The following is a 25,916-nucleotide window of genomic DNA, read 5'->3' on the forward strand; positions in this document are numbered from 1 at the left end:
CCAGGAGACCCCATCCCATGCAACGCCGCCATTTCACCGCAGCCCTCGCTGCCACCGTCGCCGCACCCTTCGCGGAGGCCCAAACCTGGCCCGCGCGGCCGATCAAGGTGCTGGTGGGCTACCCGCCCGGCGGCTTCACCGACATCACCGCGCGCCTGGTCTGCGAAAAGCTCGGGCAGCGCCTCGGCCAGACCGTGATCGTGGACAACAAGCCGGGCGCCAACGGCATCGTCGCGGTCGACACGCTGTCCAAGGCGGCGCCGGACGGCCACACCTTCGCCGTCGTGATTGCCGCGCACGCGGCCAACACGACGCTGTACAAGAAGCTGCCCTACGACCCGAACAAGGACCTGGTGGGCGTGTCGCTGATCGGCCAGTCGCCGCTGGTTTACGCCGCCAACAACGACGGGCCGTTCAAGAATGCGAAGGAACTGGTGGCCTATGGGAAGGCCAACCCCGGCAAGATCAGCTACGGCTCCAGCGGCAACGGTTCGGCCGTGCACCTGTCCACCGAGCTGCTGAAGTCGCTGACCGGCACGCACATGGTCCACATCCCCTACCGCGGTTCGGCGGCGGCCTTCACCGACCTGCTGGGCGGCCAGATCCACCTGTTCGGCGACGCGGCGCAAGGCCTCATCGCCCCCGGCAAGGCCGGCAAGGTGCGCCTGCTGGGCGTGGCGAGCGACAAGCGCCTGGCCGCGCTGCCGGACCTGCCGACCTTCATCGAGCAGGGCGTCAAGGGCTACGTGGCCAGCACCTGGGCCGGCATGCTCGCGCCCGCCGGCACCCCGGCGGCCATCGTCAAGCGGGTGGCCGACGAGATCGCGGCCATCGTGCAGATGCCCGACGTGAAGGCACGGCTGGACGCAATGGGTACCATCCCGGTTGGCAGCAGCCCCGCCGAATTCGATCGCTTCATCGCGCAGGAGACGGCCAAGTGGGGCAAGGTGATCCGCGACGGCAAGGTCACGCTGGACTGAAACACACAAGGAGAACCGCCATGGCGACCAAGAGCAAGGCCCAATTCAACTGGGCAGACCCGCTGCTGCTGGATGCGCAGCTGACCGACGACGAGCGCCAGGTGCGCGACGCCGCCCAGAGCTACTGCCAGGAGAAGCTCCTTCCGCGCGTGACCGAGGCCTTCCGCCACGAGAAGACCGACGCGGCCATCTTCCGCGAGATGGGCGCACTGGGCCTGCTGGGCTCCACCATCCCCGAGCAGTACGGCGGCGCGGGCCTCAACTACGTCTGCTACGGGCTGGTGGCGCGCGAGGTGGAACGCGTGGACTCCGGCTACCGCTCGATGATGTCGGTGCAGTCCTCGCTGGTGATGGTGCCGATCAACGAGTTCGGCAACGAAGCCACGAAGCAGAAATACCTGCCGAAGCTGGCCACCGGCGAGTGGATCGGCTGCTTCGGCCTGACCGAGCCGAACCACGGCTCCGACCCGGCCAGCATGATCACGCGCGCCCGCAAGGTGGACGGCGGCTACAAGCTGACCGGCAGCAAGATGTGGATCACCAACTCGCCGATCGCCGACGTGTTCGTGGTCTGGGCCAAGGACGACGAGGGCGCGATCCGCGGCTTCGTGCTGGAGAAGGGCTGGAAGGGCCTGTCCGCGCCCAAGATCGTCGGCAAGGTGGGCCTGCGCGCGTCGATCACCGGCGAGATCGTGATGGAGGAGGTGTTCTGCCCCGAGGAGAACGCCTTCCCCGAGGTGCGCGGCCTCAAGGGCCCCTTCACCTGCCTGAACTCGGCCCGCTACGGCATCGCCTGGGGCGCCCTGGGCGCGGCGGAGGACTGCTGGTTCCGCGCCCGCCAGTACGTGCTGGACCGCAAGCAGTTCGGCAAGCCGCTGGCGGCCAACCAGCTGGTGCAGAAGAAGCTGGCCGACATGCAGACCGAGATCACGCTGGGCCTGCAGGGCTGCCTGCGCCTGGGCCGCATGAAGGACGAGGGCACGGCCTCGGTGGAGATCACCTCCATCATGAAGCGCAACTCCTGCGGCAAGGCGCTGGACATCGCCCGCGTCGCCCGCGACATGATGGGCGGCAACGGCATCAGCGACGAGTTCGGCGTGGCGCGCCACCTGGTGAACCTGGAAGTGGTGAATACGTACGAAGGTACGCACGACATCCACGCGCTGATCCTCGGGCGCGCGCAGACGGGTATCGCCGCGTTCTGACTGTTGCTCCCTCCCCCTCCGGGGAGGGTTGGGGTGGGGGCGCTCCGCGGACTGGCGCGGATGCAACGCGCGCGCGTTTCCACGTGACCTTTTCCGTCGCCTGCCGCCGGATGTAAGCGTCTGTGGAGGGGCCCCTCGCTAGAATCGTGCTCAGCAATCGAAGTCCCTGATGCACCCCACGAACCCCGCGGCGGCCGCCGCCTCGCAGCCCGATTTTTCCTGTGACGTGCTGGTGGTCGGCGGCGGGCCCGCCGGCGCGACGCTGGCCACGCTGCTGGCCCGCAAGGGCTGCGACGTGCACGTGCTGGAGAAGGAGCACCACCCGCGCTTCCACATCGGCGAGTCGCTGCTGCCGGCCAACGTGGCCCTGTTCGACCAGCTCGGCGTGCGCGCCGAGGTCGAGAAGATGGGCATGGCCAAGTGGGGCGTGGAGTTCGTCTCGCCGCACCACGAGCACCAGAGCTTCGTCGAATTCGCCGATGCGCTCGACAAGTCGCAGCCCTACGCCTGGCAGGTCCGGCGCTCGGAGCTGGACCAGCTGCTGTTCCGCACCGCCGGCCAGGCCGGCGCCCGCACCCTGGAAGGCCATCGCGCGCGCGAAGTGCAGTTCGACGCCGACGGCGCCCTGGTGCAGGTCGAGCGCGAGGACGGCAGCCGCGCCAGCTGGCGCTGCCGCTACCTGGTGGACGCGACCGGCCGCGACACGCTGCTGGCCAACAAGTTCAAGACCAAACAGAAGCACCCGGAGCACAACAGCTCCGCGCTGTTCGGCCATTTCACCGGTGCGCGCCGGCTGGAAGGCAAGCTGGAAGGCAACATCACCATCTTCTGGTTCGACCACGGCTGGTTCTGGTTCATCCCGCTGGCCGACGGCACGACCAGCATCGGCGCCGTGGTCTGGCCCTATTACCTGAAGTCGCGCAGCAAGCCGCTGCCCGAATTCTTCCGCGACACCATCGCCATGTGCCCGCCGCTGGCGGACCGCCTGCGTGACGCGCAGCTGGTGGGCGAGCAGGTGCATGCCACCGGCAACTACAGCTACCTGGGCACGCACTGCGTGGGCGAGCGCTACGCCATGCTGGGCGACGCCTACGCCTTCGTGGATCCGGTGTTCTCCTCCGGCGTGTACCTCGCCATGAGCTCCGCCTTCGCCGCGCTGCCGCTGGTGGAGGCGACGCTGCAGCGCGGCCCGGCCGCGGCCGCCAAGGAACGCGCCGCCTTCGACCGCTTCACGCGCAAGGGCCCGAAGGAGTTCAGCTGGTTCATCTACCGCGTGACCAATCCGACGATGCGCGGCTTCTTCATGGACCCGCGCAATCCGCTGCGCATGAAGGAGGCGGTGCTCACGGTGCTGGCGGGCGACGTGCACGGCCGCACACCATTCCGGGTTCCGCTCACTTTCTTCAAGGGCCTGTACTACCTGTCTTCCTTCGCGCACCCGGTGCGCACCTGGAACGCGTGGCGCCGGCGCCGCCAGAACATCCGCGAACTGGACGCAGCCGTTTCGTGAAACCGGTGTCCGTCGACGTCGATGAGGTTCCCCTCGCGCAAGCGGACGGGCCGGCCTGGCCGCTGCGCGTGCTGCTGGGCGCCTGGCTGCTGGTGCTGCTGGCCTGGCTGGGCGTCATCTCGATCGCCTGGAACCTCATTGCCTTCGTCCTGAAGTTCTTCCTGCGCGGGCCGGTCGCCCGCCGCGTCGGCCGCGCCGGCATCGCCTACGGCTACCGCTTCTACTGGGCCTGCGCGCGCGCCAGCGGCCTGATGCGGCTGGAGGCGGAATCGCTGGACGCGCTGCGCGACGTGCCCGGCGGGCTGCTGATCGCGGCCAACCACCCGAGCCTGCTGGACGCGCTGATGATCGTCGCGCGGCTGCCGCGCAGCGCCTGCATCATGAAGGGTTCGCTGATGCGCAATCCCTTCCTCGGTGCCGGTGCCGGCCTGGCCGGCTACGTGGTCAACGACTCGACCCGCCTCATGTTGCGCACGGCGGTGGAACGGCTGGACGAGGGCTGCCAGCTGGTGGCCTTCCCGGAAGGCACGCGCAGCCCTGCGCCCGGCCAGATGCACCCCTTCAGCCGCAGCATCGCGCTGATCGCGCTGCGCGCGCGGGTGCCGGTGCAGGCGGTGGTGATCGAGACCGACTCGCCCTATCTGGGCAAGGGCTGGCCGCTGTGGAAGCTGCCGCCGGTGCCCATCGTGTTCCGCGCCCGCCTGGGCGAGCGCTTCGAGCCGGCGGGCGACGCCGAGCAGCTGTCCGCGCGCATGGAGGAGTACTTCCGCCAGGAGCTGCGCAAGTGATCGCGCCCTCGCGGACGCACCTGGTCGTCATCCCCAGCTACAACACCGGCCCCAAGGTGTACGAGACCGTGCGCGACGCGCGCCGGCAATGGGCGCCGGTGTGGGTGGTGGTGGACGGCAGCGACGACGGCACCGCGGAGGGCCTGCAGCGCATGGCCGCCCAGGACCCGCAGCTCAAGGTGATGGTGCTGCCCGTGAACGCCGGCAGGGGAGCGCCGTGCTCGCGGGCCTGGAGGCGGCGCGGCAGGCCGGCTTCACGCATGCGCTGGCGATGGACTCCGACGGCCAGCACCCCGCCGACCTGATTCCCGTGTTCATGCAGGCCTCGCAGGCGCGCCCCGACGCCATGATCCTGGGCCGGCCGGTGTTCGACGCCTCGGCGCCGCTGCTGCGCGTGCGCGGCCGGCGCGTGTCCAACGGCTGGACCAACCTGGAGACGCTGGGCGCCGGCGTCGGCGATTCGCTGTTCGGCTTCCGCGTCTATCCGATCGCCGACCTGGTGGCCGTGATGAAGCGCCAGCCCTGGATGCGCCGCTTCGACTTCGACACCGAGGCCGTCGTGCGGCTGGCCTGGCGCGGCGTCGCGCCGGTCAACATGGATGCGCCGGTGAAGTACCTGCGGCCGGAAGAAGGCGGCGTGTCGCATTTCAACTACCTGCGCGACAACGCCTTGCTGACCTGGATGCACACGCGGCTGGTGCTGGAGTTCGTGCTGCGTTCGCCGCTGCTGCTGCTGCGCCGCCTGCGCGGCCTGCCGCCCTTCCAGTACCTCGGGCAGCGCTGAAGCGCTTCAGGCCATCCCGCCGTTGATGGAAATCACCTGGCCGGAGATGTAGCCGGCGTCCTCGCCCGCGAGGAAGGCCACCAGCGCCGCCACCTCGTCGGCCTTGCCGGCGCGCCTGGCCGGCACCATGCGCGCGATCGCATCCTTGTCGAACACCTTGTCGGCCATCGCCGAGGCGATGATGCCCGGCGCCACCACGTTCACCGTGATGCCGCGGCTGGCGAGTTCCAGCGACAGCGACTTGCTCGCGCCGTGCAATGCCGCCTTGGCCGCCGCGTAGTTCGCCTGGCCCCGGTTGCCCATCACCGCCGCCACCGAGCTGATGCTGATGATGCGGCCCCAGCGCGCGCGCGCCATCGGCATCGTCAGCGGCTGGGTGACGTGGAAGAAGCCGTGCAGCGACACGTCGATCACGCGGTGCCACTGCTCGGCGCGCATGCCGGGGAAGACCGCGTCGTCGTGGATGCCCGCGTTGTTCACCAGGACCTGGATCGTTCCCGCCTCCAGCAGGCGTTCCAGCGCCGCGGCGCTGGCCTGCGCGTCGGTCACGTCGAAGGCGACGGCTTCGGCCGAGCCGCCGTCGGCACGGATCGCATCCACCACCGCCTGCGCCGCCTCGATGCGCGCGTTCGCGTGCACGACCACGTGCAGGCCCTCGCGGGCCAGGCGCCGCGCGATCGCGCCGCCCAGGTCGCCGCTGCCGCCGGTGACGAGGGCGCGCTTCATGCGGGCAGCGGCGTGTCGAGCACGACCGCGAGCCGGCCTTCGGCCACGGCCGCGCCCTGGTGGCGCACCGTGAAGGCGTAGAGCAGCTGGCGGTCGTGGCCGGCGAGGTGTTCGGTGTCCACCGCGAGTTCGCCCGCGAGGTCGTCCAGCCGCAGGCGGTGCAGCTTCACGCCGCGGGCGCTGGCCAGGAAGCCGGGCGCCGCGCCGTGTCCAGCCGCGCGTGCGTTCAGCGCGCCGTGCACGGCGGCGGCCTGTGCCGCGTACTCGATCGCGGCGCTGGCCAGCAGGCCGCTGGCGCTGCGCAGGGGTTGTCCGATTCGCGGTGGCTGGTCGCGCTGCAGCGGATGCGCTGCGCGTCCCAGGCGTCCACCCGCGCCAGCAGGCACATGCGGCCGGCGTGCGGGATGAGGCCGGCGATGGCGGCGTGGTCCAAGGTTTCGCTCATGCCGGGAACTCCAGGTCGATCTGCAGCGCCAGTTGCGGCGAACCGGGCAGCACGATGCGCGTGGCCTGGCGGCGCGCGATCGCTTCCAGCAGCGGCAGCGCGCGCGCCGCGGGAATGCGGCCGCGCAGGTCTTCCAGGGCGGCGTCGCGGCAAGGTGTGGCGGCGCCCGCTTCGGCGGCCGGCAGCAGGCGCGCCTTCAGCCTTGCGCGCGCCGCCGGATCGCCGGCCGCACCCAGCACCAGGCCCACGCCCATGGTGTCCGGCAGCGGGCGCGTGGCATTCAGCGGCTCGGGATAGGGCGTGTCGCTGGCCACCAGCAGCACGGGGGATTGCAGCCCGGGCAGCTGCGAGAGCGAGGCCACCAGGCCGGCGCCGAAACTGTCGTCGTGCGCGCAGACGCTGCTGGAGGACTGGCGGCTGCCCACGGCGATGTGCCAGTAGCCGGCCGCGGCGTTGTGCACGGAGTTCGTGAAGCGGGTCGGCGACACCAGCCGGTCCGGTCCCGGCGGGTGCGCCAGCGTTTCGCACAGCGCGTGGCAGTTGGCGCCGTCGCCGCTGGAGGAAGCGAACACCGTCGCCAGGGTCGCGGGCTCGCGGCCGGCGGCGAGGCAGGCCGCATCGGCCACGACCAGGGCGACCTTCACCGCGGCACCGGCGCGGCGCCGTTCCGCGGCCGGCAGGCGCTGCGGCGGCGGCACCACCGAAGGCGCGGGCACGTAGGGCGTGTCGCCGCGCAGCACCGGCTGCGCCTCGTCCCACGACGTCAGGCCGGGGCCGAGCAGGCCGATCCCCAGCACCCCGAGCTCGATCGCCCCGCTCATGGCGCCCCCAGCACGAGGCTGGCGTTGGAGCCGCCGAAGCCGAAGGAATTGGTGAGCACGTGGCGCACCGGCTGCACGCGATTGGCCTGCAGGTAGTTGGCACCCAGCGCGGGATCGCGCTGGCGCACGTTGATGCCGCCCGGCATCAGGCCGTGGCGCAGCGCCAGCAGGCTGATCACCGCTTCGACGCCCCCGGCCGCGCCCAGCGTGTGGCCGGTGGCGCCCTTGGTGGAACTGCAAGGCACTTCGGTGCCGAAGACGGTCTGCACCGCGCGGTCTTCCGCCGCGTCGTTGCTCGGCGTGCCGGTGCCGTGCAGGTTGATGTAGTCGATCTGCGTGGGCGCGAGGCCGGCGCCGGCCAGGGCCTGGCGCATGGCGGCGGCGGCGAGTTCGCCTTCGGGATGGGGCGAACTCATGTGGTGCGCGTCGCTGCTCTCGCCCACGCCGAGCAGGCACGCGAGCGGTGCTTCGCCGGCGACCGGCTCGCGCTGCAGCAGCGCGAAGGCGGCGCCTTCGCCGAGCGACACGCCGCTGCGCTGCGCGTCCCAGGGCCGGCACAGGTCCGGAGAGAACAGCTGCAGCGAGTGGAAGCCGTAGAGCGTGGTCAGGCACAGGCTGTCGACGCCGCCCACCACCGCGGCGTCGATCCAGCCGGCTTCGATCAGGCGCGCTGCGTCGCCGAAGACCTTGGCGCTGGAGGAACAGGCGGTGGACACGACCCAGGTCGGGCCGGTGACGCCCGTGGCCTCGGCCACGAACCGGGCCAGCGACGCGGTGCTGTGCGTCTTCGCGTAGCGGAAATCTGCGGGCAGTGCGCCGGCGGCGTCGCGGTGCGCATAGGCGCGCTCGGTTTCGAGGATGCCGGAAGTGCTGGTGCCTAGGAGCACCGCGACGCGGTGCGCGCCCCAGCGCGCGCGCGCGGCCTGCACGGCGGCCAGGAAGCCGTCCTGCTGCAGGGCGAGCCAGGCGAGGCGGTTGTTGCGGCAGTCGTATTCGCGCAGCGGCACGGGCAGCTCCACGTCCTCCAGTCCCGCGGCGCGGCCGATCCAGCCGGGCAGCTCGACGTCGTCGAAGGAGCAGGGCGTCAGGCCGCAGCGCTGCGCCTGCAGGGCCTGCAGGTGCGCATCCATCCCGGCGCCGAGCGCGGTGGTCAGCGTGGCATGCGTGATCGGCAGCGGGTTCATGCGGGCTCCGGTCACGTGCGTTGCGCCACGAGCAGCACGTTGGCGAAGGGCGTGCCCTGGCTCATGGGACGCGGCTCCACCTGCATGCCCAGCTTGCGCAGCTGCGCGATCCACTCGGCGAGCGGCCGCCCGTACACCGGCGGCACCCTGTGCCCGCGCAGGCGCGTGACCGCGCGGTCCACCCACTGGCTGATCGCGAAGCCGCGGCGCTCGCCGGCGTCGCCCACCCGCAGCAGCAGGCGCCCGCCGGGGACGAGTGCGTCGTGCACCCGCTGCAGCACCGCATCCTGCTCTTCATGCGTCACGTAGTGCAGCACGTCGAGGATCACCACCGCATGCGAAGGCGGGAAGGGCTCGGTGCGCATGTCGCCGCACACGAATTGCGCATCGCCGGCTGCGCCCAGCGCGGCTCGCGCGCGTTCCACGTCGCGCGGCATCAGCTCGATGCCGGTGAGCTGCGTGCCGGCCGGTGCTTCCGGCCAGGCCTGCGGCCACTCGCCGGCCGCACGCATCGCGGCACAGGCGCGCAGCAGGCTGGCCAGCAGGCCCTGGCCGCAGCCGATGTCCAGCACGCGCGCGCCGGGCGCGATCAGGCCGGCGGCCAGCAGGTGGCGGAACACCGGGTCGTGGCCCAGCTTGCCGCGGGCGAAGTGCCAGGCGAAACGGCCGGCGCTGCGGTAAGGCTCGCTGGCGCGATCCAGCAGGCGGGCCCAGGCGGCGCGCTCGGCGGCCAGGTCCATGGTCATGGCTTGCTCCGTGCCGCAGGCACGGCCTGCGGCAAGGTGGCCGGTACCAGCGCCCGGCCGCGCAGTTCGGCCAGCAGCGCCGGCAGCACGGCGAGGATGATGGGGCGGCCCTGCGCGTCGCGCGCGCAGTGGCCGTCGTGCAGCAGCAGGATGTCGCCGGCGGCCAGGCCGCGGGTGAGCCGCCGCAGCACGCGCTGCGGGTCGCGCTCGCGCGTGTCGTAGCCGCGGCGCGTCCAGCTGGCCAGCGTGAGGCCCAGGCGGTGCAGCACCGGCGCCAGGAAGGGATTGCGCAGGCCGGCCGGCGCGCGGAAGAAGCGCGGCGCCTCGCCGGTGAGGCCGGCCAGCACCCGCTGCGCCGCCTCGATCTCGCGCGCGAAACCGCGCGGGCCCAGCAGCGAGAAGCGATGGCTGTGGCCATGCGTGTGGTTCTGCACGCTGTGGCCGCGCCGCACGATCTCGCGCACCAGCTGCGGATGGCGCTGCGCGCGGTCGGCGATGCAGAAAAAGGTGGCGCGGGCACCGGCGGCGTCCAGCAGGTCCAGCACCGCCGGTGTCACCTCGGGGTCGGGGCCGTCGTCGATCGTCAGGGCCACTTCGCCGCGGGCGGCGGCTGCTGCGGGCAGGCGCACCAGGTTCTCGCCCAGCGCGGTGGAGCGCGGCCAGAGCCCGACGGCGGTCAGCACGGCATGATTGGCGACGAGGGCGGTGAGCGCCCAGGCCCAGTGGGCCGGTGCGGCGAGCAGGAGCACCAGGGCACCCGCGTGGATGGCTGCCGTGGCCCACAACAGCGGGGGCACGGGCCAGCGGGACACGCCCGGACGGGGGAGGACGGCGCTCACGTCGAAAGTGGGAAGGCCTGGCGGACTGCGAGCCAGCTCATGTGTCGCCTATTGTGTCATAGGGCCTGCGGCGCCCGCTGCGGCGCGCGTGAAAAGGCGGCTGCCAGCAACAGTGACAGCAAGGCGCCCGGCGCCACGGTCCAGCCCACGGCCGACAGGGCCGGCACCTTGGCCGTGGCGAGCAGGGCGAAGGAGGCCACCGTCGTCAGGTTGGCCAGCATCAGCGAAGCCAGCGTGTCGGTGTCCGCGTCGCCGCGGCCGCGCAGGTAGTCGAAGAAGAGGGCGTAGTTGGAGCCGATGGCGGCGACCAGCAGCAGGCCGATCAGGTGCAGCACGCCCAGGGCCGTGCCGGAGAGCGCCAGGCCCGCCAGCACCAGCACCACGCTGGCCACCAGTGGCAGCAGCACGCCGGCCAGGCGCCGCGCCGAACGCAGGTGCCAGGCGAGCAGCGCCAGCACGGCCAGCGCACCGATCGCTGCCTGCCAGCGCGCCTGTTGTAGGTAGCCGGCGTAGATCCGGTCCAGTTCCGGCTGCACCTGCACCACGCGCGTGCCGGGCAGGTCAGCCACCGCCTGGCGCAGCTCAGCCAACGGCAGTGAACCGCCGGCCGGCCCCTGCAGCAGGAGCAGCGCGGTCCAGGGCGCGCCATCCGCGCCGGGCATCAGTTGCGCGTCGAGCGCGCCGGCCAGCGAAGTGCCTTGCAGGTCCGCCCGCGTGAGCACGCGCATGACGCGCTGCGCCTGCACGTCCTCGACGAAGGGCGCGAGTTTCGCAGCTGGCAGGGGGCCGCCCTGCGTCGCCGCGGCCAGCCGCTGCTGCAGCAGGGCCGCTTCCGGCAAGGCAGCGCGGCGCGCGAGCTGCGTCGCCGGGCTGGGCAGGATGTGCGCGGGCGACTGGTAGGACGCCAGCTTGCCGGACTGCACCAGCGGCTCCAGGCGCTGGCCGATGCGCTCGGCCGCCGCGAGCGCGCTGGCTTCATCGGCGGCCTCGGCGGCACCAGCACGCCCGCATCCGAGGCGCCGAGGTCGGCGCGCAACGAGGCGTCCAGGTCCAGCGCCTGCTGCGGCACCGGGCTCAGCGATGCCAGCGAGCCGCGCCAGGGCGAGGGCAGCCACACGAGGGCGAGAGCGGCTGCGACGCTCAGGACCAGCAGGGGAACACGAAAGCGCGGCAGGGCCAGCGTCAGCGCCAGCGTGGCGCGGCCCAGGCGCTCGCGCATCCCCGAGCCGGCGGCGCCCTGCGGGGCGAGCGCGGGCAGCAGGAAGCGGGTGGTGAGCGCCGCGGCCAGCAGACCGCTGACGGCGAAGATGCCCAGCTGCGCCAGTCCGTCCCAGTCCGAGACCACCAGCGCCGCGAAGCCCGCGACCGAGGTCCACAGGCCCAGGCGCACCGTTGGCCATTGCTCGCGCAGCCAGCCGGCGTGGCCCACCGCGCGCGCCTGCACCAGGTAGTAGATGCCGTAGTCGACCGCCTCGCCGATCAGCGTGGTGCCGAAGCCCAGCGTGAGTCCGTGCACCTGTCCGGCCACCAGGCTCACCGCCACGATCCCGGCGACCACGCCGCTGGCCACCGGCAGCGACGCGATCGCCAGCGGCCGCAGCGACCCGAAGGCCACGATCAGCAGCAGCACCATGACCACGGTCCCGGCCATGGCGAGCCACTCGACTTCGTGCTTGATGGTGGCGCGCGAATCGACCGCGAACACGCCAGGCCCGGTCAGCTCCAGTTGCAGCCCGGAGGCGCCGAGCGCCGCGAAGCTCGCGCGCACGCGCCGCTGCGCGTCCTCCTGCGCGTCGAGGTCGGCACCGTCGGCGCGCGTGGTGGCCAGCAGCAGCGCGCGCGGCTGCGTGCGCGAGACCCACACGCCGTCCTCCACGCGCGGCGCGTTCGCAGGCAGCATGGCTTCGGCCATGCGCACGGTCTCGCCGGTGGGATCGCGCCAGAGAATAGCCTTGATGCGGGTGCCGGCCGGTGTTCCGAGCAGGCCCACCGTTTCCGCCATCGCCTCGCGCAGGCCTTCGACGCTGAAGCGCTGTGCGTCCACGCCGGGGCTGAGCAGGTAGCGGCGCTCGAACAGCAGCCGGCCCAGCGCCTCCTGGTCGCCGTCCTCGCCGTTGTGCACGGCTTCGAACAGACCTTGCTTGCGCAGGTCGGCGGCGAGGCGGCGCGAGGCCTGCGCCCGTTCCTGCGCCGTGCCGCCGCGGATCCCGATCATCAGCACGCGGCCGGTCGCGCCGTTCTTCAGCTGCGCCATCAGCACGCGCTGTTCGGCGGTCGGCGCTGAAGGCAGGAAGGCGGACAGGTCGGCGACGTAGGTGGCGCGCGCGCACAGCCACAGGCCCAGCGCCATCGCCACCAGCCAGATCCAGGGCGCCGGCTGCCGCCAGCCCCGTCCCGCGACGGCCTCGCTCAAGGTTTGGCCGGCGCGTCGGCCACCGGCTCGATGCGCATCACGGAGGTGTCGCCGTCGGCCAGGGACATGCGCACTTCGCGCACCTGGCCCTGGCGGCCGCTCAGGCGCAGGTGCGCCACCTGCCCGCGCAGGCGCGGCTCGCGCGGCACCAGTTCCAGCTGCCACTGCTCGGCGCTGCCCTGCACCGTGGTGTCGAAGTAGCGCTCCAGCGTGTCCTTGTTGCCGGTGAGCGTGCCGCGGATCGCCTCCACGATCACGACCGCCTCGGGCACGGCGTCCAGCGCGGTGACCCGGGAGCGCGTCCCGCGGCTCATGGTGAGCTGGTTGCCGACCACCGCCAGCTTCTCGTGGCTGGGCCGGAGCGTCTCGCGAATGAAGGTGTCGGGCGCGACGAAGCTCAGGCGGCCGCTGGAGCGCAGGACCTGGTCCAGCTGTTGCACGCGCCTGTCCTCGACGAAGGTGGCCTGGCCGGAGCGCACCTGTGCGAGCTGTTGCGTGAGCGCCTGCAGGTCGAAGCCCGCTGCCTGCACGGGGCCGAGCACGGCGATGCCAAGCGTCAGCAGCACGAGGCGCAGGGCGGCGAGCGGATCAGGAGATTCGGGGCTCGCATGCGGTGCATCCTGCGGGCCGGGACTGCCGGCCCAGAAATCGAAGAAATTGAACCAGTTGCGCGGCGTCTCGCGGCAGTGCTGCTCCAGCAGCTGCGCATAGCGCACGACGGCCGCCTGTACGGCGGCATCGCGCGCGGCGCCGGCGGATTCGCCGGACTCGCTGAAATCGGCCAGCGGCACGAAGCGCAGCTGGTAGCGCCCGCCCCCAGGTAGAGGCCCGCCATGAACACCACCGGCCGCCGCAGCAGCGCGGCCAGCCGGAAGGCGCCGTCGGAAAAGGCGGCGGGCGATCCGAGGAAGTCGATCCAGTGCGTGCGCGAGCGCCCCGCGGCGCTCGATGGCCCCGGGCCCTGCAGCGTGCGGTCGGCCAGCAGTCCGGCCACGCCGCCGCCGTCCAGCCAGTCGCGCAGTTCCAGCATCGCCTCCATGCGGCCCAGGCCGATCACGTGCTGCACGGCGTCCGGCGCGATGGCGCGCAGCGTGTCGGTCAGCAGCTTCGCGTTCTGTTCGTACATCAGCATGGCCACGCGCACGCCCCGCCGCTGCTCGCCCAGCGCGCGCAGCGCCTCGAAGCTGCCGAGGTGCGCGCCCACCAGGAAGGCGCCGCGCCCGGCCTGCAGCACCGCATCGAGCTGCTCGGCGCCCACCACCTCCAGGTCGAACAGCTCGAAGTCGCCGCGCAGCAGGTACACCCGATCGAGGATGGTTGCGGCGAAGTGGTGGACGTGCCGGTAGCGCTCGCCCCAGCTCGGCGCGCGGCCCAGCACCCGCCGCAGGTAGTCGGCGGAGGCGCGCGCCGCCGGCCCGCCGAACAGCATGAAGTACAGCGTGATCGGATGCAGCACCAGGCGCGACAGCGGCCGGCCCAGGGTCACCGCGATCCAGCGCATGAGGCGCAGCGTGAGCGCATTGCTGCGTTCGGCCTGCCGGGTCCAGGCGGCGCCGTCGTCGGCGGGTTCGCGGGCGGCGTTCATGGCGCGGCCTCGCCGTGTTCCAGCTGGCCGCTGGCGGCGAGCTGGCCCTGCGGCGGGTCGCCCTCGCCATGGCGCCAGACCTCGAAGCGCAGGCGGCGCTCGCCCGGCGCGCTCCAGCGGATCTCCAGGCTGGCGCCGGGCCGTACCGGGGCCAGGAACTTCACGGCGCTCACCAGCGGCTGCGTGCCGAGGGCCGCAGGCGCCTCGCGCAGCAGCAGTTCCAGCACTTCCCCGAGCAGCACCACGCCAGGCAGCAGGGGCTGGCCGGGGAAGTGGCCGGGAAAGGCCGGATGGTCGCGCGGGATTTCGACCCGACGGCTGCGCATTTCAGTCATGGCCGGATTCCGCCAGCAGGCGCGTCGCCAGCTCCGCCAGCCGCCCCGAGGGCAGCTTGCCGGTGGGGTCGCGCGGCAGCGAGTCCACGCGCAGGATGCGCCGCGGCAGGAAGGCCGCATCGACCCGTTCGCGCAGCGCGGCGAGCAGCTGCTGCCGGCTCACGTCCGGCGCCACCACCAGCGCCACCAGCCGCACCACCGCTTCGCCGCCGCCCTCGGGCGGCAGCCAGAAGGCGCCGTCGCGCACGCCCTCGATGCTGTTCAGGTGGTGGTTCAGGTGGGCCAGCGAGCTGCGCTTGCCGGCGACGTTGATCAAATCGTTGCTGCGACCGAGCAGGCGAAAGCGCGTGGGCTCCAGCACCTCCAGCACGTCGGCCAGCCGGGTGGGCTCGGGCACGTGGCCGCCGCTCACCCAGGAATCCTCTCCGTCGCCGGCCAGCACGAGGCCGGAGAAGGTGCGCCACTCCGGCGCGCGGGTGGTCAGGCGCGTCGCGACCTGGCCCGCTTCGGTGCAGCCGTAGATCTCCATCAGCGGCGCGGCCAGCGCGGCCTCGGCACGGGCCGCCAGCTGCGGCGACAGGGCGGCCGTGGCGCTGACGACCAGGTCGACCTGCGGCAGCGCGATGCCGTCGTCCAACAGCGTCTTCAGGTGCAGCGGCGTGGTGACCAGCACGCGCGGGCGCGGCACCGAGGCCAGCACGCGCGCGATGTCCTGGGCGTAGAAGGGGCGTTCGGCCGCGAAGGCAGCGCCACCGAGCATGGCGATCAGCACCGTCGATTCGAAGCCGTACATGTGGTGCGCGGGCACGGTGCCCACGACGGTCACGCCGCGCAGGTCCGGGCGGCCCAGCGTCTCGGCGATGCGCTGCGCCTCGGCGGCGATGTTGGTGACCAGCTGGCCCCAGCGCTTGCCGTGCGGCATGGGTTCGCCGGTGGAGCCGGAGGTGAGCACCTGGGCCACCTCGTGCGCGGCCGGCACCAGCGGCATGGGCGCTTCCTCGCGCGACGGGGCATCCGGCGCGGGATAGGGCACCGTGGGCAGCGCCAGCTGCGGCTGGCCCGCATCGGCCAGCACGTAGGCGGCGGGGAACAGTGCCTGCAGGCGCCGCACCATGTCCGGCGTGTGATTCGGGGGCATCAGCGCGGCCTGTCCCCGCGCCACCGAGGCGCCCAGACCCAGCGCGAAGTGATAGCGGTCGGCCGTCATCGGCAGCACGGGGCCGCCCTGTGGCAGCAGCGGCGCGAGCCTCTGCAGGTCCTGAAGGAAGCGGCGGCGCGCCAGCGGCTGGCCAGCGCGCCAGGCCAGCGGCTCGTCCAGCGAGCCATGTCCCGCCAGCAGCGGCAGGCCGGGATCGCGCGTGGTCGATGCGCTCATGTGCGGGACGCGTCCTGCGGCGTGCGGCCGGCCGGGACGCCGTGGCTGCGGTAGGCCTGCAGCGCCTGCTGCAGGCTCACGCGTTCGAAGTCGGGATGCAGCCAGTAGCGCACCAGGTATTCGCCCACGAAGAAGCCGGCGGTGAGCACGGGGGTGAGGATGTTGGCCAGCAGCGACCAGCGCGCGAACTCGCCGGCGGCGAACAGCACCAGGAGGCCGTCGCCATCGCCACGAAATAGAGCGTCCAGGCCAGGGTCACCTGCCGGGTGTAGCGCTCCATGGCCGGCGACAGGCTGCCGTGGACGCGGCGGGCCAGCGCGCTGATCAGGGGTTCGGCGCCGCGCCGCAGGGTGCTGCCGAAGCCGATGGCGAGGGCCAGGTGCACGCCCGCGTGCTGGGCGAGGTAGAGCCAGCGGGCGGGAATGCCCTTGCCGATCGCACCCTGCAGCATGAGCAGCACGACGACCAGGACGCCGGCGGCGGCCAGCCAGCGGCGGCCGGCGCTCCAGGCCCAGGCGGCGCCCAGCACCACGGCGGGACCGAGGATGATGGCCAGCGACCAGGGAGAGTCCTGTGCGCGCGTCATGAGGGCGTGCGAGACGGCCGCATACGCCAGCGCCGCGGCGGCACCGGCCGCCCAGCGCGCGCGGGACGATGCGAGCGCGTCGCCCATCTCAGGAGGTCCGGTGCGCGGCGATGTGGTCGGCCAGGCTGGCCAGCGAGGCGAAGATCTTCTCGTTGTTCTCGTCGTCGGAGCGCAACTGGACGCCATAACGCTTGGACACCACGAGCGAGACCTCCAGCATGTCGATGGAATCGAGGCCGAGCCCGTCGCCGTACAGCGGCGCCTGCGGGTCGATGGCCTCGGGCGCGGTTTCCAGGTTCAAAGCTTCGACCAGCAGGCTGGCCACTTCGTGAAGCAGTTCTTTGTTGGCAGTCATTGTTGTGCCCACACCCCAGGGCAGGTGAAACGCAGCGATTTTATGCGAGCGCGCGCGGGGAACGTACACAATCATCCCGGCGTGAGCCATTCGCCACGCTCCCACCAACAAGCAGTACCAGAATGTCCGATCCGTCACGGGAGGAGCCCTCCGGCCCCTCCGTCCACCTGCCCCATGGGCCGCTCACCGACTACTACCGCAGCGGCGACACCGTCGCGCGCGAAGCCTTCCTGCGCGACACCTTCAACAACACCGCGGTCGACTACGACCGGCTGGAGAAGATCCTGGGCCTGGGCACCGGCTCCTGGTACCGCCGGCAGGCCCTGCTGCGCGCCGGCCTGCAGCCCGGCATGCAGGTGGTGGACGTGGGCATGGGCACCGGCCTGGTGTCGCGCGAGATCCTGAAGATCACCGGGGAGCCGCAGCGCCTGATCGGCGTCGACCCCAGCCCGGGCATGATGGGCCAGGCCCGCTTCGACGAGCCGCTGGACTGCCGCATCGGCCGCGCCGAGGACATCCCGGTCCCCACGGCCAGCGCCGACTTCCTGGTCATGGGCTATGCCTTGCGCCACATCGCCGACTTCGCCGCCGCCGCGGCCGAATTCCGCCGGGTGCTCAAGCCGGGCGGCCGCCTGCTGGTGCTGGAGATCACGCGCGCCGAAGGGCGCATCGCCAACCTGCTGCTCAAGGCCTACATGCGGGGGATCGTGCCGACGATCGCGCGCGTGGTGTCCCGCTCGCGCACCACGCCGATGTTGTGGCGTTACTACTGGGACACCATCGAGGCCTGCGTTCCGCCCGCGCAGGTCATGCAGACGCTGCAGAATGCCGGGCTGGCGGAGGTCGGCCGCAACGTCGAACTCGGCATCTTTTCGGAGTACCGCGCCGTGGGCGCCTGAACAAGAAGAAGGCAGAAGGATGAAAGGCAAGCGCTGGATCGCCCCGGCCTGTTGCGTGCTGGCGCTGGCCGCCGCCCCCGTGGCGCGGGCGCAGGTGCCGCACCCGGCCGACCGCTGGGAATTCGCCCTCGAGGCCGGCTACCTGGCCAAGGTGCGCAACAACTCGCCGCACGAGTACCGCATCGCCCCCGTGCAGGTGGCGTGGCGCAGCCCCGCGCTGTGGGACCTCTGGCGCTCGCCGGCGGGGGCGCGGCTGACGGTTCGCAACCGCTTCGCGCTGCTGGCCGAAGCCATCGTTCGCGGCCCGGAAAACCACTACTTCGCGGTCTCCGGCGCGCCGGTGTTCGAGTTCTGGGCGCCGGACCGGCGCAGCGCCGCCTTCTTCGAGATCGGCGGCGGCGTGGGATTCATCGACTCGCGCGGGGTGGCGGGCGGGCAGGGCCAGGACCTCAGCTTCAACTGGTACACCCAGGGCGGCCTGCGCCGGCAGCTGACCGAGGACTTCGCCCTGACAGCGTCCCTCTATTTCACGCACCACTCCAACCTGGGCATGACCTCGCCCAATCCCGGCATCGACGTGCTGGGGCTGAACTTCGGCGCCGTCTGGTCCTTCCGCTGAAGTCAAGGGAAGCCGCTTAGGGGTTTTGCCTGGGACACTCGCCCGCGGCCTTGGCGGCAGCGGGGGCGCCCCGCATAATTGGGCGCGGAGGAGACCCACGTGCCCCTGAACGACGACGCCCGCCGGCCGCCCAAGGACACGCGCGACGAGCCGGTCCGCGAGTTCGCCCAGGGCTTCGTCGAGGCGCACCGCCACCGGATCTTCCTCGGCCTGTCGATCGCCGGCACGCTGCTGCTCGGCCCCTTCGCGATCAACAATTTCTTCCAGGACCGGGTGGCGCTGGGGGTCTTCACCAGCACCTTCGTGGCCTGCCTGCTGGCCAACGCCTATGCGATCGCGCGCCACCGCGCGCCGGTTGTGCCCGCCGCGGTGATCTTCGTCGCCTCGCTGCTGGGCCTGGCGACCGCCATGTACAACAACGGGCTGATCGGCATCCTGTGGGCCTACCCGGGCATCCTGCTGTTCCACTTCATGCTGCCGCGGCGCACCGCGAACATGTTCAACGTGACGGTGGTGCTCATGTCGATCCCGCTCGCGTGGATGCACCTGGGACCGCAGCTGACCGCCCGGGTGGCCGTGACGCTGCTGCTGCTGGTCGTGTTCAGCAACATCTTTTCCTACATCGCGGACACGCAGCACGCCAAGGAGGCGGAGCAGCGCGAGCGGCTCGACGCCCTGGTGCGCCAGCTGGAGGAGCAGAACGAGGCGCTGCGGCAGGCCTTCAGCGTGCGCGAGGAGGTGGAGCGCATCGCCCGCCACGACCTCAAGACGCCGCTGGCCAGCATCGCCACCGTGCCGCGCCTGCTGCGCGAGCGCGGGTCGGTGGCACCGGAGGACGACGAGCTGCTCGGCACCGTGGAGCGGGCCGCGATGCGCGTTCTGTCCATGGTGAACCTCTCGCTCGACCTGTTCCGCATGGAAGATGGCACCTACCGCCTGCGCGCGCAGGCCGTGGACCTGGGCGCGCTGGTGCAGACCGTCACGCGCGAGCTGCAGGCGCATGCCCATTCGAAGCGCCTGCGCACGGAGCTGCACCTGCCGCCCGAGCCCCTGCATGCACAGGGCGAGGAACTGCTCTGCTATTCGACCATCGCCAACCTGATGAAGAACGCGCTGGAGGCCTCGCCGGAGGGCGGCGAGGTCCGCGTGACGCTGCAGCACGTGAGCGATGCGGACGGTGAGTGCGTGGAGCTGGCCGTGCACAACGCCGGCGAGGTGCCGGCGGCGGTGCGCGAGCGCTTCTTCGAGAAGTACGCCACCCACGGCAAGGCCGGCGGCACCGGCCTGGGCGCCTATTCCGCCCGCCTGATGGCGCGGGTGCAGCGCGGCTCGCTGCGCATGGCCTCGGGTCCGGAGGGCACGACCCTGTCGCTGCGGCTGCCCGCCTGGCACGCCGCCGTGCCCGCGCGCACCGCAGGCCGGGCGCCGGCACCCAGCGCGGCGCTGCGCATCGAGCCGCTGCCGGCGCTGTCGGTGCTGGTGGTGGACGACGACGAATACAACATCGTCGTCCTCAAGAGCCTGCTGCCCAGCCCGCCGCTGTCGGTGCGCACCGCGGTCAACGGGCGGGCGGCGCTGGAGCTGTCGCGCGAGGCGCGGGCCGACGTGATCTTCCTGGACCTGGAGATGCCGGTGATGGGCGGCATCGAGGCGGCGCGGCGCATCCGGGCGCTGCAGCTGCAGCGCGGCGAGGAGCCGAGCCGCATCGCCGCCTTCTCCGCGTACGACGATGAAGGCACCCGGCGGCAGTGCCTGCAGGCCGGGTTCGACCTCTACCTGGCCAAGCCGGCGACGCGCGAGGAGGTGTTCGCGGTGCTGCGCGGGCAGGACCCCGCGCATGCGCAGGGGGCCGGCGAGCGCGCGGACCAGGGCGGGGGCGCGTGTGGGTGGAGCCGGGCCTCATGCACCTGATGCCCGAGTTCCTGTCCTCGCGCCGCCAGATGGCGGAGGACCTGGCGGCGGCCGCCAGGGACGGCGAACGCGAGGCGATCCGCGTCACGGCGCACAAGCTGGCGGGCAGCCTGGCCATGTACGGCTTCCGCGATGCGGGCCGCGCGAGCCGCGCGCTGGAGCAGGCGGCGGAGAGCGAGGACCTGGAAGCGCTGCGCGGGCGCTGCGACGAGCTCGCGCGCCTGCTGGCGCAGGCGCAGCCCGAGGCGCGGCCGGCGACGGCATCCGCGAACCCCAGCACCGCGACAAGCTCAGGCAGCTGCCTCGAGCCCGTTGCGGAAGTGCTCCTGCATGCGCTCGCGCGCGGCTTCCCTGTCGCGCCGCGCCAGGGCATCCATCAGCGCGGCATGCTCCGCCAGCGACTCCTGGATGCGGCCCGACTTCAGCAGCGAGTTGTGGCGATTGAGCTTCATCACCTTGCGCAGGTCCGCCACCATCTGGTCGCGCCAGCGGTTGTCTGCCAGCTCCAGCAGGCGCATGTGGAAGCGCTCGTTGACCGCGAAGAACTTGTCGCGGTTCTTCACGGCGGCCTCCAGTTCCTGGTGCAGTTTCTGCAGTTCCTTGAGCTGCGCGTCGGTCGCGCGTTCGGCCACCACCGCGGCGGCATCGCTTTCCAGCAGCGCCAGCAGGTGGTACACGTCCGAGAGGTCGCGCTCCGAGACTTCGGTGACGTAGGCGCCGCGGCGCACCTTCATCGTGACCAGGCCTTCGGCGGCCAGTACCTTGAGCGCCTCGCGCAGCGGGGTGCGGCTGATGCCGTATTCCTGCGCCAGCTTCACCTCGTCGATCCAGCTGCCCGGCTCGAGCTCGCGGCGGAAGATGCGCTGGCGCAGCAGCTCCGCCACCTCCTCGTAGAGGGCGCGCGGGGCGAGGGAGAGAGCGGACATGCGGTGGATTCTAGGCGCCAGGAAATTCTTTATCAATAATTATGAATCAGGTAAACTCCCGCCACCGTGCGGAAATACCCGCGGTCCACAGGATGACCTCATGAGCCAGAGCCCGCCCGAATTCAAGCCCGCCTCCCTCGAGGAGTGGAACAAAGCCGCCGCCAGGTCCGCCCCCGGCGGCAAGGTCGAGGCCCTGAACTGGGTCACGCCGGACGGCATCACGGTCAAGCCGCTTTACACCGCCGGCGACCTGCAGGGCCTGCCCTATACCGACACGCTGCCCGGCTTCGCGCCCTTCCTGCGCGGCCCGCAGGCCACCATGTATGCGGCGCGCCCCTGGACGATCCGCCAGTACGCCGGCTTCTCCACCGCCGAGGAGTCCAACGCCTTCTACCGCAAGGGCCTGGCGGCCGGCGGCCAGGGCGTGAGCGTGGCCTTCGACCTGGCCACCCACCGCGGCTACGACAGCGACCATCCGCGCGTGGTGGGCGACGTCGGCAAGGCCGGCGTGGCGATCGATTCGGTGGAGGACATGAAGATCCTGTTCGACGGCATCCCGCTGGACAAGGTGTCGGTCTCCATGACCATGAACGGCGCCGTGCTGCCCGTGCTGGCAGGCTACGTGGTGGCGGCGGAGGAGCAGGGCGTTGCGCAGGACAAATTGTCCGGGACCATCCAGAACGACATCCTCAAGGAGTTCATGGTCCGCAACACCTACATCTATCCGCCGGAGCCTTCCATGCGGATCGTGGGCGACATCATCGAGTACACGGCCAGGAACATGCCGAAGTTCAACTCGATTTCCATCTCCGGCTACCACATGCAGGAGGCGGGCGCGAACCAGGCGCTGGAGCTGGCCTTCACGCTGGCCGACGGCAAGGAGTACGTCAAGACCGCGACCGCCAAGGGCCTGGACGTGGACGAGTTCGCCGGCCGCCTGTCCTTCTTCTGGGCGATCGGGATGAACTTCTATCTCGAGATCGCCAAGATGCGCGCGGCGCGCCTGCTGTGGTGCCGCATCATGCAGGGCTTCGGCGCGAAGAACCCCAAGAGCCTGATGCTGCGCACGCACTGCCAGACCTCGGGCTGGTCGCTCACCGAGCAGGACCCGTACAACAACGTGGTGCGCACCACCATCGAGGCGATGGCCGCGGTGTTCGGCGGCACGCAGTCGCTGCACACCAACAGCTTCGACGAGGCGATCGCGCTGCCCACCGAGTTCAGCGCCCGGATCGCGCGCAACACGCAGCTGATCATCCAGGAAGAGACCCACATCCCCAACGTGATCGACCCCTGGGCCGGCAGCTACATGATGGAGAAGCTGACGCAGGACATGGCCGATGCGGCCTGGACGATCATCGAGGAAGTCGAGGCCATGGGCGGGATGACGCGGGCCGTCGACTCGGGCTGGGCCAAGCTGAAGATCGAGGCGGCGGCCGCGGAGAAGCAGGCGCGCATCGACTCGGGCAAGGACGTCATCGTCGGCGTCAACAAGTACAAGCTGGCCAAGGAGGATCCGCTCGAGATCCTGGAGGTGGACAACGTCCGGGTGCGCGAGCAGCAGATCGAGCGCCTCAAGCAGATCCGGGCGGCGCGCGACGGCGCGAAGGTGCATGCGGCGCTGGAGGCGCTGACGACGGCGGCACGCACCGGCAAGGGCAACCTGCTGGACCTGGCGATCCAGGCGATCCGCCTGCGGGCCACGGTGGGCGAAGTGAGCGATGCGCTCGAGAAGATCTTCGGGCGCCATCGCGCCGATACGCAAAAGGTGACCGGTGTGTACGCAGCTGCCTATGACTCGGCCGAGGGCTGGGAAGCCCTGAAGAAGGAAATCGACGCGTTTGCCGAGGAACAGGGCCGCCGGCCGCGCGTGATGATCGCCAAGCTGGGCCAGGACGGCCATGACCGCGGCGCCAAGGTGGTGGCCACGGCCTACGCCGACCTCGGCTTCGACGTCGACATGGGCCCGCTGTTCCAGACGCCGGAAGAGTGCGCGCGCCAGGCGATCGAGAATGACGTACACGCCGTGGGCATCAGCACGCTGGCCGCAGGCCACAAGACGCTGGTGCCGGCGATCATCGCGGAGCTGGAGAAGCAGGGCGCCGACGACATCATCGTGTTCGTCGGCGGCGTGATCCCGCAGCAGGATTACGAGTACCTCTACAACTCCGGCGTGAAGGGCATCTACGGCCCCGGCACGCCGATCCCGGCCAGCGCGAAGGACGTGCTGGAGCAGATCCGGCGGGCGGTGGGGCGGTCGTGATCCGGAGAAATTGGGTTCTGACCCCAATTGGCTGGGGTGAGGGCACTCGGTGGTGAGCCTGGCGCAGTCCATCCTGGGCGCGCCCGGGGCGCAGCAACGCCGCGCGATCGCCAAAGCGATCACGCTGCTCGAGTCCACGCGCGGCGACCACCGCACGCAGGCCGACGCGCTGCTCACGGATTTGCTGCCCCACACCGGCACGTCCTTCCGCCTCGGCATCTCCGGCGTGCCCGGCGTCGGCAAGAGCACCTTCATCGAGGCGCTCGGGCTGGCCCTGATCGCCCAAGGCCATCGCGTCGCGGTGCTCGCGATCGATCCTTCGTCTTCCGTCTCCGGCGGCTCCATCCTGGGCGACAAGACCCGCATGGAGCACCTGTCGGTGCACCCGCAGGCCTACATCCGCCCCAGCCCCGCCAGCGGCACGCTGGGCGGCGTCGCGGCAAAGACGCGCGAGGCGATGCTGGTGTGCGAGGCGGCCGGCTACGACATCGTGATCGTCGAGACCGTCGGCGTCGGCCAGAGCGAGACCGCGGTCTCCGGCATGACCGACATGTTCGTGCTGCTGCAGCTGCCCAACGCCGGCGACGACCTGCAGGCGATCAAGAAGGGCGTGATGGAGCTGGCCGACCTGGTCGTGATCAACAAGGCCGACATCGATCCCGACGCGGCCACGCGCGCGCAGGCGCAGATCACCAGCGCGCTGCGCATCCTGGGCCAGCACGGGCGCGCAGACCACGCGCACCACGACGAAAGCCAGTGGCATCCGCAGGTGCTGCAGCTCAGCGCACTGAAGGGCCAGGGCATCGACCGCTTCTGGCAGGCGGTCACGCGCTTTCGCCAGTTGCAGGAAGCCAATGGCAAGCTCGCCGCGCGCCGCCGGCACCAGTCGCTCGACTGGATGTGGGAGCGCATCGAGAGCGGCCTGAGGCAAGCCTTCCGTCAGCACGCCGGGGTGAAATCCCTGCTGCCGCAGCTGACGAAGGAAGTGGAACAGGGGCGCATCGCGGCATCGACCGCGGCGCGCCAGCTGCTGCAGGCCATGCAGCAGAAGTAACGAGGACCCGAGGAAACAACCATGCACGACATCCTGGAACAACTGGAGAAGAAGCGCGACGCGGCCCGCCTGGGCGGCGGCGAACGCCGCATCGAGGCGCAGCACAAGAAGGGCAAGCTCACCGCGCGCGAGCGCCTGAGCTGCTGCTGGACGAAGGCACCTTCGAGGAATGGGACATGTTCGTGGAGCACCGCTGCACGGACTTCGGCATGGAGAACAGCAAGGTGCCGGGCGACGGCGTGGTCACCGGCTACGGCATGATCAACGGCCGCCTGGTGTTCGTCTTCAGCCAGGACTTCACCGTCTTCGGCGGCGCGCTGTCGGAAGCGCATGCCGAGAAGATCTGCAAGGTGATGGACCAGGCCATGAAGGTCGGCGCGCCCGTGATCGGCCTGAACGACTCCGGCGGCGCGCGCATCCAGGAAGGCGTCGCGTCGCTCGGCGGCTACGCCGACGTGTTCCAGCGCAACGTGATGGCCTCCGGCGTGGTGCCGCAGATCAGCATGATCATGGGCCCCTGCGCGGGCGGCGCCGTGTACTCGCCGGCCATGACCGACTTCATCTTCATGGTGAAGGACAGCTCGTACATGTTCGTCACCGGCCCCGAAGTGGTGAAGACCGTGACGCACGAGGAAGTGACCGCCGAGGAACTGGGCGGCGCCGGCACGCACACCAGCAAGAGCGGCGTGGCCGACCTCGCCTTCGACAACGACGTCGAGGCGCTGATCATGCTGCGCCGCCTGTACAACTACCTGCCGCTGAACAACCGCGAGAAGCCGCCGGTGCGCCCGAGCAACGATCCGGCCGACCGCATGGACTTCTCGCTGGACACGCTGATCCCGGACAACGCGAACAAGCCCTACGACATGAAGGAGCTGATCACCAAGACGGTGGACGACGGCGACTTCTTCGAGCTGCAGCCGGACTACGCCAAGAACATCGTGATCGGCTTCGCGCGCATGGAAGGCCAGTCGGTGGGCATCGTGGCGAACAACCCGCTGGTGCTGGCCGGCTGCCTGGACATCAAGAGCTCGATCAAGGCGGCGCGCTTCGTGCGCTTCTGCGACGCCTTCAACATCCCCGTGATCACCTTCGTCGACGTCCCCGGCTTCATGCCCGGCACCTCGCAGGAGTACGGCGGCATCATCAAGCACGGCGCCAAGCTGCTCTACGCCTACGCCGAGTGCACCGTGCCCAAGGTCACGGTGATCACGCGCAAGGCCTACGGCGGCGCCTACGACGTGATGAGCTCCAAGCACCTGCGCGGCGACGTCAACTTCGCCTGGCCCAACGCCGAGATCGCGGTGATGGGCGCCAAGGGCGCGGTGGAGATCATCTTCCGCGAGGACAAGGGCGACCCGGCCAAGCTGGCCGCGCGCGAGGCCGAGTACAAGGCGCGCTTCGCCAACCCCTTCGTGGCGGGCGCCCGCGGCTTCATCGACGACGTGATCCTGCCGCACGAGACCCGCAAGCGCATCTGCCGTTCGCTGGTGATGCTGCGCGACAAGAAACTGGAAAACCCGTGGCGCAAGCACGGGAACATCCCGCTGTAAGAGGACCGAGGAGA

26 protein-coding genes and 3 pseudogenes are annotated in these 25,916 nt (G+C 71.2%); 12 read left to right on the plus strand and 17 right to left on the minus strand.

Annotated elements, in window-relative coordinates:
- The first annotated feature begins 17 nt into the window (after window positions 1-17).
- The 5 genes and pseudogenes from HK415_RS05875 to HK415_RS05895 all read left to right on the plus strand — a co-directional run bounded on the left by HK415_RS05875 (window position 18) and on the right by HK415_RS05895 (window position 5,267).
- A complete protein-coding gene (locus tag HK415_RS05875) occupies window positions 18-980 on the plus strand; it encodes a tripartite tricarboxylate transporter substrate binding protein (protein ID WP_171557286.1) in 963 nt (320 codons plus the stop codon).
- Between the two features lie 20 nt (window positions 981-1,000).
- Window positions 1,001-2,185: an acyl-CoA dehydrogenase gene (locus HK415_RS05880; RefSeq protein WP_171557288.1), complete on the plus strand. Its 1,185-nt coding sequence runs from the start codon at window positions 1,001-1,003 to the stop codon at window positions 2,183-2,185.
- 169 nt (window positions 2,186-2,354) lie between these two features.
- Window positions 2,355-3,695 (plus strand): NAD(P)/FAD-dependent oxidoreductase, encoded by a 1,341-nt coding sequence (locus tag HK415_RS05885; RefSeq protein WP_171557291.1) that lies wholly within the window; start codon window positions 2,355-2,357, stop codon window positions 3,693-3,695.
- Window positions 3,692-4,483 (plus strand): lysophospholipid acyltransferase family protein, encoded by a 792-nt coding sequence (locus HK415_RS05890; RefSeq protein ID WP_309246591.1) that lies wholly within the window; start codon window positions 3,692-3,694, stop codon window positions 4,481-4,483. The genes HK415_RS05885 and HK415_RS05890 overlap by 4 nt, the downstream gene beginning before the upstream one ends.
- A pseudogene (locus tag HK415_RS05895) lies at window positions 4,480-5,267 on the plus strand (glycosyltransferase family 2 protein). Before HK415_RS05890 ends, HK415_RS05895 begins: the two are co-directional and overlap by 4 nt.
- Window positions 5,268-5,273: 6 nt before the next feature.
- On the opposite strand, the gene fabG reads toward HK415_RS05895, so the two are convergent.
- Genes fabG through HK415_RS05960 form a run of 16 tightly spaced genes read right to left on the minus strand, consistent with a single transcriptional unit; the run spans window position 5,274 to window position 16,677 of the window.
- The gene (gene fabG, locus HK415_RS05900; protein ID WP_171557294.1) at window positions 5,274-5,993 is read right to left on the minus strand and encodes a 3-oxoacyl-ACP reductase FabG; all 720 of its coding nucleotides are present in this window, start codon (window positions 5,991-5,993) and stop codon (window positions 5,274-5,276) included.
- Window positions 5,990-6,235: a hotdog family protein gene (locus HK415_RS26155; RefSeq protein WP_309246592.1), complete on the minus strand. Its 246-nt coding sequence runs from the start codon at window positions 6,233-6,235 to the stop codon at window positions 5,990-5,992. Before HK415_RS26155 ends, fabG begins: the two co-directional genes overlap by 4 nt.
- Entirely contained in the window at window positions 6,220-6,438 is a 219-nt protein-coding gene (locus HK415_RS26160; RefSeq protein ID WP_309246593.1) for a hotdog family protein, read from the minus strand. The genes HK415_RS26155 and HK415_RS26160 overlap by 16 nt, the downstream gene beginning before the upstream one ends.
- A complete protein-coding gene (locus tag HK415_RS05910; RefSeq protein ID WP_171557296.1) occupies window positions 6,435-7,259 on the minus strand; it encodes a beta-ketoacyl synthase chain length factor in 825 nt (274 codons plus the stop codon). The genes HK415_RS26160 and HK415_RS05910 overlap by 4 nt, the downstream gene beginning before the upstream one ends.
- A complete protein-coding gene (locus HK415_RS05915) occupies window positions 7,256-8,443 on the minus strand; it encodes a beta-ketoacyl-[acyl-carrier-protein] synthase family protein (protein WP_171557299.1) in 1,188 nt (395 codons plus the stop codon). Before HK415_RS05915 ends, HK415_RS05910 begins: the two co-directional genes overlap by 4 nt.
- Window positions 8,444-8,454: 11 nt before the next feature.
- Window positions 8,455-9,189, minus strand: coding sequence for a class I SAM-dependent methyltransferase (locus HK415_RS05920; RefSeq protein WP_253261779.1), 735 nt, complete (start codon window positions 9,187-9,189; stop codon window positions 8,455-8,457).
- Entirely contained in the window at window positions 9,186-10,028 is an 843-nt protein-coding gene (locus tag HK415_RS05925; RefSeq protein ID WP_171557301.1) for a polysaccharide deacetylase family protein, read from the minus strand. The genes HK415_RS05920 and HK415_RS05925 overlap by 4 nt, the downstream gene beginning before the upstream one ends.
- Before the next feature lie 56 nt (window positions 10,029-10,084).
- Window positions 10,085-10,756 (minus strand): MMPL family transporter, encoded by a 672-nt coding sequence (locus HK415_RS24615; RefSeq protein WP_253261780.1) that lies wholly within the window; start codon window positions 10,754-10,756, stop codon window positions 10,085-10,087.
- On the minus strand, window positions 10,690-12,441 hold the full coding sequence (locus HK415_RS05930) for an MMPL family transporter (RefSeq protein ID WP_253261781.1): 1,752 nt from the start codon (window positions 12,439-12,441) through the stop codon (window positions 10,690-10,692). The genes HK415_RS24615 and HK415_RS05930 overlap by 67 nt, the downstream gene beginning before the upstream one ends.
- Complete coding sequence (locus HK415_RS05935) at window positions 12,438-13,007, minus strand: LolA-related protein (RefSeq protein WP_171556289.1); 570 nt, start codon at window positions 13,005-13,007, stop codon at window positions 12,438-12,440. The genes HK415_RS05930 and HK415_RS05935 overlap by 4 nt, the downstream gene beginning before the upstream one ends.
- Window positions 12,998-14,026, minus strand: coding sequence for a lysophospholipid acyltransferase family protein (locus tag HK415_RS05940; protein WP_253261782.1), 1,029 nt, complete (start codon window positions 14,024-14,026; stop codon window positions 12,998-13,000). Before HK415_RS05940 ends, HK415_RS05935 begins: the two co-directional genes overlap by 10 nt.
- Window positions 14,023-14,361, minus strand: a complete 339-nt coding sequence (locus HK415_RS24620; protein ID WP_253261783.1) for an ApeI family dehydratase — start codon at window positions 14,359-14,361, stop codon at window positions 14,023-14,025. Before HK415_RS24620 ends, HK415_RS05940 begins: the two co-directional genes overlap by 4 nt.
- Window positions 14,354-15,736 (minus strand): AMP-binding protein, encoded by a 1,383-nt coding sequence (locus HK415_RS05945; protein ID WP_253261784.1) that lies wholly within the window; start codon window positions 15,734-15,736, stop codon window positions 14,354-14,356. Before HK415_RS05945 ends, HK415_RS24620 begins: the two co-directional genes overlap by 8 nt.
- Window positions 15,733-15,885: a hypothetical protein gene (locus HK415_RS05950; RefSeq protein ID WP_171557303.1), complete on the minus strand. Its 153-nt coding sequence runs from the start codon at window positions 15,883-15,885 to the stop codon at window positions 15,733-15,735. The genes HK415_RS05945 and HK415_RS05950 overlap by 4 nt, the downstream gene beginning before the upstream one ends.
- On the minus strand, window positions 15,813-16,409 hold the full coding sequence (locus tag HK415_RS05955) for a COG4648 family protein (RefSeq protein ID WP_171557306.1): 597 nt from the start codon (window positions 16,407-16,409) through the stop codon (window positions 15,813-15,815). Before HK415_RS05955 ends, HK415_RS05950 begins: the two co-directional genes overlap by 73 nt.
- A gap of 1 nt (window position 16,410) precedes the next feature.
- Window positions 16,411-16,677 (minus strand): phosphopantetheine-binding protein, encoded by a 267-nt coding sequence (locus HK415_RS05960; RefSeq protein WP_171563197.1) that lies wholly within the window; start codon window positions 16,675-16,677, stop codon window positions 16,411-16,413.
- 122 nt (window positions 16,678-16,799) lie between these two features.
- Between HK415_RS05960 and HK415_RS05965 the strand changes: the two genes are divergently transcribed.
- The 4 genes and pseudogenes from HK415_RS05965 to HK415_RS26865 form a co-directional block, all read left to right on the plus strand.
- Window positions 16,800-17,576: a class I SAM-dependent methyltransferase gene (locus tag HK415_RS05965; protein WP_171557308.1), complete on the plus strand. Its 777-nt coding sequence runs from the start codon at window positions 16,800-16,802 to the stop codon at window positions 17,574-17,576.
- 19 nt (window positions 17,577-17,595) lie between these two features.
- On the plus strand, window positions 17,596-18,195 hold the full coding sequence (locus tag HK415_RS05970; RefSeq protein ID WP_171557310.1) for an acyloxyacyl hydrolase: 600 nt from the start codon (window positions 17,596-17,598) through the stop codon (window positions 18,193-18,195).
- Between the two features lie 99 nt (window positions 18,196-18,294).
- Window positions 18,295-20,106, plus strand: coding sequence for a hybrid sensor histidine kinase/response regulator (locus HK415_RS05975; RefSeq protein WP_171557313.1), 1,812 nt, complete (start codon window positions 18,295-18,297; stop codon window positions 20,104-20,106).
- Window positions 20,106-20,333, plus strand: a pseudogene (locus HK415_RS26865) (Hpt domain-containing protein); the annotation flags it as partial. The gene HK415_RS05975 and the pseudogene HK415_RS26865, both read left to right, overlap by 1 nt.
- A gap of 63 nt (window positions 20,334-20,396) precedes the next feature.
- Here HK415_RS26865 and HK415_RS05985 read toward each other — a convergent pair.
- Window positions 20,397-21,032 carry a GntR family transcriptional regulator gene (locus tag HK415_RS05985; protein WP_171557316.1) on the minus strand — a complete coding sequence of 212 codons (636 nt, stop codon included), beginning with the start codon at window positions 21,030-21,032 and terminating at the stop codon, window positions 20,397-20,399.
- Between the two features lie 100 nt (window positions 21,033-21,132).
- Between HK415_RS05985 and scpA the strand changes: the two genes are divergently transcribed.
- The 3 genes and pseudogenes from scpA (at window position 21,133) to HK415_RS06000 (ending at window position 25,902) form a co-directional block, all read left to right on the plus strand.
- Entirely contained in the window at window positions 21,133-23,295 is a 2,163-nt protein-coding gene (gene scpA, locus HK415_RS05990; protein WP_171557318.1) for a methylmalonyl-CoA mutase, read from the plus strand.
- 52 nt (window positions 23,296-23,347) lie between these two features.
- A complete protein-coding gene (meaB, locus tag HK415_RS05995) occupies window positions 23,348-24,349 on the plus strand; it encodes a methylmalonyl Co-A mutase-associated GTPase MeaB (protein ID WP_309246594.1) in 1,002 nt (333 codons plus the stop codon).
- A 21-nt stretch (window positions 24,350-24,370) separates the two neighbouring features.
- Window positions 24,371-25,902, plus strand: a pseudogene (locus HK415_RS06000) (acyl-CoA carboxylase subunit beta).
- Window positions 25,903-25,916: the final 14 nt, after the last annotated feature.

This window comes from Ramlibacter montanisoli (genome assembly GCF_013087525.1).
GTDB lineage: Bacteria > Pseudomonadota > Gammaproteobacteria > Burkholderiales > Burkholderiaceae_C > Ramlibacter > Ramlibacter montanisoli.